General features: G+C 49.5%; 10 protein-coding genes and 1 other annotated feature. All 10 genes read left to right on the top strand.

All coding sequences use genetic code 11. From position 1 onward, the window contains the following. The first annotated feature begins 177 nt into the window (after positions 1-177). Positions 178-561: a hypothetical protein gene (locus AUK29_00390; protein ID OIP66607.1), complete on the top strand. Its 384-nt coding sequence runs from the start codon at positions 178-180 to the stop codon at positions 559-561. Beyond that, on the top strand, positions 562-1,197 hold the full coding sequence (locus AUK29_00395; GenBank protein ID OIP66600.1) for a hypothetical protein: 636 nt from the start codon (positions 562-564) through the stop codon (positions 1,195-1,197). Positions 1,198-1,211: 14 nt separating this feature from the next. Continuing rightward, positions 1,212-1,398: a binding site (cobalamin riboswitch), on the top strand. A 13-nt stretch (positions 1,399-1,411) separates the two neighbouring features. After that, the gene (locus tag AUK29_00400) at positions 1,412-2,170 is read left to right on the top strand and encodes a hypothetical protein (protein ID OIP66601.1); all 759 of its coding nucleotides are present in this window, start codon (positions 1,412-1,414) and stop codon (positions 2,168-2,170) included. Positions 2,171-2,211: 41 nt separating this feature from the next. Continuing rightward, entirely contained in the window at positions 2,212-2,943 is a 732-nt protein-coding gene (locus AUK29_00405; protein ID OIP66608.1) for a cobalamin biosynthesis protein CbiM, read from the top strand. Then, positions 2,940-3,242 (top strand): hypothetical protein, encoded by a 303-nt coding sequence (locus tag AUK29_00410; GenBank protein OIP66602.1) that lies wholly within the window; start codon positions 2,940-2,942, stop codon positions 3,240-3,242. The genes AUK29_00405 and AUK29_00410 overlap by 4 nt, the downstream gene beginning before the upstream one ends. A gap of 117 nt (positions 3,243-3,359) precedes the next feature. After that, entirely contained in the window at positions 3,360-4,112 is a 753-nt protein-coding gene (locus AUK29_00415; GenBank protein ID OIP66603.1) for a cobalt ECF transporter T component CbiQ, read from the top strand. Positions 4,113-4,225: 113 nt separating this feature from the next. Further along, positions 4,226-5,071: an energy-coupling factor ABC transporter ATP-binding protein gene (locus AUK29_00420; GenBank protein ID OIP66609.1), complete on the top strand. Its 846-nt coding sequence runs from the start codon at positions 4,226-4,228 to the stop codon at positions 5,069-5,071. 740 nt (positions 5,072-5,811) lie between these two features. Further along, entirely contained in the window at positions 5,812-7,149 is a 1,338-nt protein-coding gene (locus AUK29_00425) for a peptide-modifying radical SAM enzyme CbpB (protein OIP66604.1), read from the top strand. Continuing rightward, a complete protein-coding gene (locus AUK29_00430) occupies positions 7,146-8,270 on the top strand; it encodes a cobalamin biosynthesis protein CbiD (GenBank protein ID OIP66605.1) in 1,125 nt (374 codons plus the stop codon). The genes AUK29_00425 and AUK29_00430 overlap by 4 nt, the downstream gene beginning before the upstream one ends. A gap of 79 nt (positions 8,271-8,349) precedes the next feature. After that, a partial coding sequence (locus AUK29_00435; GenBank protein ID OIP66606.1) for a precorrin-6y C5,15-methyltransferase (decarboxylating) subunit CbiE occupies positions 8,350-9,044 on the top strand: 695 nt, incomplete at its 3' end.

Here is a 9,044-nt window from a genome sequence, read left to right on the forward strand (position 1 = left end):
AGTGAAGTGCTAAAGACATAAGGGGCCGAGGGTCATAGGGTTCAAGGATTCCAGTGTTTTTCTCTGGAGATTTTGCTTGCGTTTAAGTATTTCACTTGACCCCTTGAACCCTGGAATCCTCGAACCCTTTTTACCCACTAAATGGGAGAAGAACCAGAAAAGAAGAGAAGTGAAGTGATGGAAGCTTTATTATTAATCGGTCATGGAAGCCGGGCCGAGCAGGCCAATGAGGGGATGTTCCGGATCGCAGGGATGATCCGGAAGGCGGGTGGTTTCACCATTGTGGAGTGCGGCTTTCTTCAGCTCTGCCCTCCGACCATCGAAGATGCGGTGGAGCGCTGTATTGCTCAGGGTGCGGAAAGGGTCTTGATGGTCCCCTATTTTCTGCATACCGGAATTCACATCCGGGAGGATCTCCCGAGTGTGTTCGTGGAGTTGAAAAAACGGTTTCCGCATGTGGAGATGGCCATGGGCACGGAACTGGGGAACGACCCCCTGCTCGCCCAAGTGGTCATGAACCGGGTGGAAGAGATGCGAAACAGTCCATCCAAGGAGCAGTGAATGCAGATCAGGAGAGAAGGGCCTGCCATAGAGGCGGAGAGCTTCCGGATTATTGAACAGAAAATGGGTGAACATGGGTTCAGCCCCCTCGAGTTCCCTCTGGTCCGCCGGGTGGTCCATGCTACAGCGGATTTCGAGATCGGGTGTTCTTTGGTCTTTTCCGCAGGAGCGGTGCAGGCAGGGATGCAGTTGATCCGACGCGGGTGTCCGATCCTAACCGATATCCGCATGGTGGCCTCGGGAATCTCCAGGGCGGCCCTGAAGAAGGCCGGCGGCGGGGAGGTCCTTTGCAGAATCGCCGACCCGGACGTCAGTGCCCAGTCCCAAGCCTCTGGAATGACCCGGTCCGCGGCCGCTGTCCGCTCCTTCGGTTCCCTTCTTACGGAGTCGATCCTGGTCATCGGGAATGCACCTACGGCGCTCCGGGAGGTCCTCCGCCTCAATCAGGAGGAAGGGATTGCTCCCGCGTTTCTGATCGCCGTCCCGGTCGGGTTTGTGGACGCTGCCGAATCCAAAGAGGCCCTGATGCAGACGGACCTTGCTTACATCACAAACCGCGGGAGAAAGGGCGGGACCCCTGTGGCCGTGGCCCTTGTGAACGCGTTATTAAAAATGGCGGAAGGGGGTGATACATGAACAGATAGATTGAATCAGGCATAAGGTGTAAAGAATCAGGGAATGAAGAAGCGGAAAGAGGTGAAAATCCTCTGCTGTCACGCAGCCGTGAAGGGAACGAAAACCCAACTATAGCCACTGTCCTGAGCTTGTCGAAGGATGGGAAGGCGGGTGAGTAGGCAGCCCTGAGCCGGAAGACCTCTCATTCCCACAACCTCGATGGAAGGAGAAAAATATGTGTTTTAAGAGAACTGTTGCAATAATGGTTATATTTCTCTGGTCAGAGACAGCTTTTGCATCTCATCCGCTCATTACGGACGACACAGACACACAGGGAAAAGGAAAATTTCAACTCGAAGTCAATGGCGAGTATGCCCATGAAGACGAAGACGGCGTAACTGAGAACGCCACCGAGATAGCGACAATGCTGTCTTATGGAATAGCAGACAACATAGACATTGTTTTGGGCATTCCCTACCAGGATATGAGGACAAAGGATCCGGGAACTACGTCCGGAGAAAGCGGGATCGCGGATACCTCCCTTGAATTCAAGTGGCGATTCTACGAAAAGGATGGTCTGGGTTTTGCCTTGAAACCCGGCATGACCATGCCAACGGGCGATGATGGAAAAGGTCTGGGTGCCGGAAAGGCAACGTATAGTTTGTTTTTCATTACCACACGGGAACTAAATCCATGGGCATTCCACCTCAATCTCGGATACAGAAGAAATGAAAACAAGGTTGATGAACGAAATGACATATGGCATACATCTCTTGCCGCTGAAGTGGAGGTTATGAAGGATCTAAAGGTTGTTGGAAATATCGGGATAGAGAGAAATCCCGATAAGACATCCAATACACACCCTGCATTTATACTCGGCGGGCTGATCTATTCGATATCTAAAAGCATTGCCATTGATGCTGGTGTAAAGGGCGGGCTTAACAAGCCGGATACGGATCTAACCCTGCTTGCAGGAATAACCTTTAGATTTTAGGAGGCGCTATGAAAATTAAAAGTTTAAAGTTAAAAGTTTTTATTCTTTCACTGTTCACTGTTCACTGTTCACTATTCACTGCCTCTGATGCTCATGCCATGCATATCTCAGAAGGGATATTGCCTTTCAACTGGGCATTGCTCTGGTCTCTGGTTGCAGTCCCTTTTGTGGCGTGGGGCTTGTATAAGCTCAAGAAACTATCGTCAATTGACCTCTCATTCAAGCCTCTCGTCGGGTTAATGGCGGCTGTTGTATTCATCATTTCGTGCATGCCGATACCTGTGCCCACTGCAGGCACATGTTCCCATCCATGCGGAACCGGGATCTCAGCGATCCTCCTTGGCCCTGCAATAAGCGTACTTATTTCATCAGTTGCCCTATTGATTCAGGCCCTATTTCTTGCCCACGGGGGTCTGACCACATGGGGCGCTAATATCGTGTCCATGGGCATCATGGGTTCCTTTGCAGGATATCTGACCTTCAGAGGATTGAGAGCGTTAAAAGCTAATCTTTGGATTGCAGGCTTCATGGCTGGTCTCTTTGCAGACTGGGCAACATATTTGACTACATCCGTTGAGCTCGCATCAGGCATAAAAGGAGATTCGCAGTTTCTGCCGCTTTTCTGGAAGATTCTTATTGCCTTTATCCCGACACAACTTCCATTGGGAATCCTTGAAGGGGCAATGACTGCAGGCATGGTGGTATTGCTTTATAAAAAGAGGCCTGATTTGCTCGTAAAAATGAAGGTATTAAAACCAGAGGAGGCATTATGAAATTTCAAATTTCAAATTTCAAATTTCAAATTTTCTCCATCATTTTTTTACTGTTTACTATTCACGGTTCACTATTCACTGACACTGTCACTGCCTCTGACAAATGGCCGGGCGTTGATGAGTCCGTCGTCGAAAAATATGCAAAGGAGCAAGGCAGGGAGGCAAGGGAACCGTTCATAAATACGGATCAGGGCGACTTGCTTCTTTTTGTCTTTCTCCTCGCAGGCACAATCGGAGGCTTTACTGCAGGATATTACTGGAAGGAACTGGCAGTCAAAGGACAGCGGCATGATAGTTGAGAAAAAAAAGATTTTGAAGAGTTAAAGTTTAGTCTGTCATTCCTGCGGAAGCAGGAATCCATGTTCATTAAATAGTCTGGATTTCCGCCTACGCGGGAATGACATAAAAGGATACCAATGGAACTATTTTCAGAATACTTTAAAAAAGAGCAGCTCCTTTCAAAAGTTGATGCAAGGCTGAAACTTATTATAGCCCTCACTCTTCTGGGAATGATTTTAAGCTATAAGGGATTTACTCTTCCCCTGCTTGTGACAGCGCTTTGTTTATTGTTCTGTTTAAAGATGCGGATACCCTTAAAGATTTTTGCTCTCAGGTTTTCACAGCCATTGTTCATTATATCGGTCTTGCTTATTCTAAAAGTATTCTTCTCTGGAGAAGGCATCCTGTTTTCCATCAACATCTTCGGCATCAAAGTTGTCGGACATAAAGACGGGTTCATGGAAGGACTTATGATAGGAAGCAGAATCATAGGCGCAGTATCAGTCGTTGCAGTCATGGGATTCTCCACGCCGTTTACTGAATTCATGGCAGGCCTTTCATGGCTGAGGGTTCCAAAGGGTTTTATAGAAATATTGATGTTTGCCTACAGATATATCTTTGTGCTTCTTGAAGATGCGATGGTCATTTACAATGCGCAGAAAAACCGCCTCGGCTACTCAAACATAAGGCGGGGATTGAGTTCATTCGGCACTCTGTCAGGCTCTTTGATTCTTAAGGCATTTGATCACAGCCGGAATATTACTGTATCAATGATTCAAAGGGGCTATGACGGCAATATCCCCATGTTAAGACACAAGCCATTTAAGTCTTCTGAGATTATAGTTTCACTTCTATTTATCATTGCCATGGGGGTTGTATGGAAGATTTAATCAGAATACAGAATGCAGAGCATATCCCCCCCGCCCATCCCTCCCCCTCGATGGGGGATGGTAAGGGAGAGGGTGAAAATTCGGATCCCGGACTCTGTGCTCTGGGTTCTGAGATAAGACTATCAGTCAAGATAGATTCCTTTAAATATCCGGATGGGACCGCAGCACTGTCCGATATAAGCTTTGAGACAAGAAGAGGCGAATTTATTGGAATACTGGGGGCAAATGGCTCAGGAAAGACGACCCTCTTAAAGATCATGGATGGGTTGATGAAAGACTTTGAAGGCGGCGTCCACCTTGATGGTGTTAACATCAGGAAACTCTCTCCAAAGGAGATATATAAAAAGGTTGGTCTTGTCTTTCAAAACCCTGATGACCAGCTCTTTGCAACAACCCTTTTTGAGGATGCTGCCTTTGGTCCTATAAATATGGGGATCGGCACTAAAGAGGTTGAAATACGGGTCTTAACTGCCTTACAAGAGGTTGAACTTCAAGGGCTTGAAAAGAAATCCATCCATAACCTAAGCTTTGGGCAGAGGAAAAGGGCCTGCATCGCCGGGCTCCTTGCCATGGGTCATGAAATTTTATTGCTCGATGAGCCGACTGCCGGGCTTGACCCCATGGGTGAATATAAGATGATGCGTCTTCTTAGAAAGCTTAATAAGGATAATGGCGTAACGATCGTCATGGCCACCCACAGCGTTGACCTCGTCCCCTTGTTTCTTGACAGGCTGTATATTTTAAGCAAAGGTTATCTGGTAAGGGGCGGCACTCCTGAAGATGTATTCACAGCGCCTGAGGAGATGTCAAATGTCAAGCTCAGGCTTCCTCAAATCGCCGAGCTGATTTACCGTCTCAAACATGAGGACAGTTTACCGTTTGAGAAAATCCCGCTCACCATCGGCGAGGCTCGAAGGGAGATCATAAAGATCATGCAGAATTCAAGATCCATGGTTTAAATTTTGGGATCATCTCTAAAAGAGTGGGTGAAAACATCAGGGGTCAAGGGGTCCAGGATTCCAGGGGTCAAGTGAAGTGCTAAGAACATAAGGGGCCGAGGGTTATAGGGTTCCAGTGTTTTTCTCCGGAGATTTTGCTTGCGTTTCAGTATTTCACTTGAACCCTTGACCCCAAGATACGTTAGTGTAGTAGCCGTCGCAGACGGTCCCGGCCCGGCAAAAATAGATTCAAGGAGATGCCGGGATCTAACGACAAAAATAGAGAAAAGCGGGGCACGCGAAGCGTAACCCTTCTTACCCACTATGTGGGAGAAGAACCTATTTTACAAGAAAGGAGGTGAAAAGATATGACTAAAAAGACCAAAGCCGAGAATAAAAAAACCCGGAACAGCAAAAAGCCAAGCGCTGTCTCTTATCACCTGAAGTGCGCCAAGACAGCCAATGGGCTCACTCATTTTGTTATGTACGGCGATGTGCCGAAAAAGAAGATGCCTCTGTAGAAAAAGTTTAAGCGGTTCAAGCGGGTTAAACCGCTTGAACCGCCAAAGTTGATATTAAGGTTCTCGTAATAGAAACGACATCATATCGAAAATCCCTCCTGACCTCCCTTTTTCAAAGGGAGGAATTCCCCCTCTTTGGAAAAGAGGGGCAAGGGGAGATTTTATGAACCATGTTCATTCTATTTCGAGACTATTAATAAGTTGCCTGAACTATTTATTATAGGAAAGGAATTCAAACGCATGAACAACAACAACCGCGTCATCTCTTTTTCCGACATTGATGCTGACTGGAAGCTGGCCCTTGATGCCGACAATGTCTTCTGGGGGGTTATTCCGAAAAAGGTTGACGGCGCCTTTATGATGCCTGATGACCTGATAACTCTGTATCAGAAGGAGAGAGAGCATCTTGACAAGGAGCTTTATGATTTCAGATTCAATGCGGATTTAAATTGCATATACATTGACCCTACCGACAGATGCAATGCCGACTGCCCTTACTGTTACATCCCGTCAAGGATAAGAAAAAAGGGCACACAGATGACAGGTGGAGAGCTTGATACCGTGTTGACAAAGATTGCCGCGCATTTCAAGACTTCATCCAAAAAACCGGTCATTGTCTTCCATGCTGCAGAACCGCTTCTGGTAAAAGGCATCCTGTTTAATGCAATAGACAGGTTCCACAAAGAACTTCTTTTCGGCATTCAGACCAATGCTCTCCTTCTTGAAAAAGAGGATGTTGAGTTTATGAAAAAACACAGAATGGGCGTCGGCATATCCCTTGACGCCCCTGAAGCGGATATCAATAACGTTTCACGGGCAACGACAAGAGGAAACGGCAACTTTGAGAAAGCAGTGCAGGCCATAGACTGGTTTGACGGTTATGAGGGATTGAATGTCATTTCAACCGTCACTAAATTCAATGTTCATAGACTTTCCGACCACGTGAGGTTTCTTCACAAGAAAAAGGTCCCCTGTGTGCTTCTCAATCCGGTAAGAGTGACAAGGAAGCCCGCATTGAAACTGAAACCGGACCAAAAGGTATTCGCGGAAAATCTCATGGACGCTGTTGATACGGCAATGGATTTATCAATAAAATCCGGACGGCAGATTGTTGTGGGGAACTTTTCCAACGTTATTCTCGCCATCATATCGCCGTCTGCCAGACGGATGATGTGTGATATTTCTCCATGCGGAGGCGGCCGTACCTTTCTCACGATCACGGCCGGCGGCGACATGGTCCCCTGCGGAGAATTTATCGGTTCCAAGGAATTTTCAGGCGGGAATATCTTTAATACGACGATTTCAAAGGCCATAAACTCAAAACCTTTTAAGGAAATACGTTCAAGGACCGTGGAAAAGATTGAAGAATGTAATACCTGCGACTTCAGACATATATGCGGCTCGCCCTGCCCGGCTGAAATGCACGCCCGCGGCAATATGTACAAAAAGGCGGAGTTTTGTGATTTTTATAAAGAGATCATAAGGCATGCCTTTAAATTGATTGCTGAAGACAAAGTTGAATATCTCCTGCGTAAAGATTCATTGGCACATATGCAATATGAGTATCAGTATAAATGAAAAATGATGAAGTCTCGGACAGGCCGCTCCGCAAAGGATACACCACAGGCGCCTGTGCCGCGGCCGCGGCCAAGAGCGCGGCACTGGTCCTGGTGACCGGGGTACCGGTCTACCGGATAGAGATTGATCTCCCCGCGGGAGGGTCGGTCGTGCTTCCGGTTAAGACCCTAAGGTGCGATGACCTGACGGCCTCCTGTTCCGTGGTCAAGGATGCGGGGGACGATCCGGACGTGACCCACGGTGCGGAGATCATGGCCAGGGTCCGCAAAGCACCGGGCGAAGCGGATCAGAAAGGATATGAACTCACGATAGCGGGAGGTGAAGGGGTCGGCCGGGTGACCAAGCCGGGTCTCCCCATTGCGGTCGGGGAGTGGGCCATCAATCCGGTGCCCAGGTCCATGATTGCAAATGAAGTGACCCAGGTCTTGAGGCACTTCTCAAAGAAGTGCCAGGGCGTCCGGTTTGAAGTGACCATTGAGGTGCCGGAAGGCAAAAACCTTGCTGAAAAGACCCTGAACCCCCGGCTGGGGATTCTGGGCGGGATCTCGATTCTGGGGACCACGGGGATCGTGGAGCCCCTCTCCCACAAGGCATGGGAAGAGACCATTGCCGCGCAGATCCAAGTGGCCGTGGCCTGCGGGAATCAAGCGGTGGTCCTGACTCCGGGCCGGTCCAGCGAGAAGGCGGCCGAGGCGCTCCTGCCGGGCCTTCCCTCGGAGGTCTTTGTACAGATGGGGGACTTTGTGGGCGCATCTCTTCGGCTGTGTTCAGACCAGGGAGTTTCCGAGGTGACCGTGGTGGCCATGCCCGGCAAGATGTCCAAGATCGCCATGGGGTATGAGGACACGCATTACAAGGCCTCGGAATTGAGATTTGACGTTCTGGGTTCCTGGGCCGTGGGCCTCGGGATGGACGAAGGTTCTGTGCAGAGGGTCATTCATGCCAACACCAGCCGGGAGATCTGGGAAATCCTGCCTGAAGATTCACCTCTGTATAATGAGATCTGCCGTCGGGCCAGGGAGAGCTGTGAATCCCTCTCGAGCGGCAAGGTCAGGGTAAAGACCGTGCTGATCGGATACGACGGGAAGGTGCTGGCGGACACGATGGGATTTGAGATTTGAAATTTTAAATTTGAGATAAGGGATTTGTGATGTCAAATTTCAAATCTTAAATTTCAAATCGCCCAAAGAGCGGAGCAAAATGAGACCAGGAAAGAGACTCCATCCGATCCAGATCATAGGTGTGGGACTCAAGGGACCGGAGGGGCTGTGTCCCGAGGTGCTGGATCGAATCCAACAGGCGGACCTGCTGGTCGGTGGGAGAAAGATCCTGCAGGGTTTCAGGGGATTCCCCGGCCAGAGGTTTTCGCTGGATGGGCATCTCAAGGGGCTTGACAGCAAGATCCATCATGCCGTCAAACTCGGGAAGAGGGTGGTGGTGCTGACCTCGGGCGATCCCAATTTCTTCGGGATTGCGAGGTTCCTTTTCAAGTCTTTCCGGCCTGAAGAGATGGAGATCCATCCCCATGTGAGCTCCATGCAGCTCGCCTTTGCACGGGTCCGGATCCCCTGGGACGATGCGGCTTTTGCCTCGGCCCATGGACGGGATCTCCTCTCGGTGATTCATACGGTCAGGAGCCGCACCAAGGTGGCCGTGCTCACGGATCCGAAGAACCATCCGTCGCGGATCGCGAGGGCCTTGCTGAAAGCCGGTCTTCCGGACACGACGGTCTATGTCTGCAGCCGGTTGGGAGGACCGGATGAGAAGGTCTGGCAGGGGAACCTCTCTTCACTGACCGGGAAGCGGTTTCCCGATCTGAACGTGATGATTATCCTGAACGACCGGGCCGGGGAGGAGGGATTCGGGATCCCGGATCATGTCTTGGCCCCCGACAA

It is taken from the genome of Nitrospirae bacterium CG2_30_53_67 (assembly GCA_001873285.1).
GTDB lineage: Bacteria > CG2-30-53-67 > CG2-30-53-67 > CG2-30-53-67 > CG2-30-53-67 > CG2-30-53-67.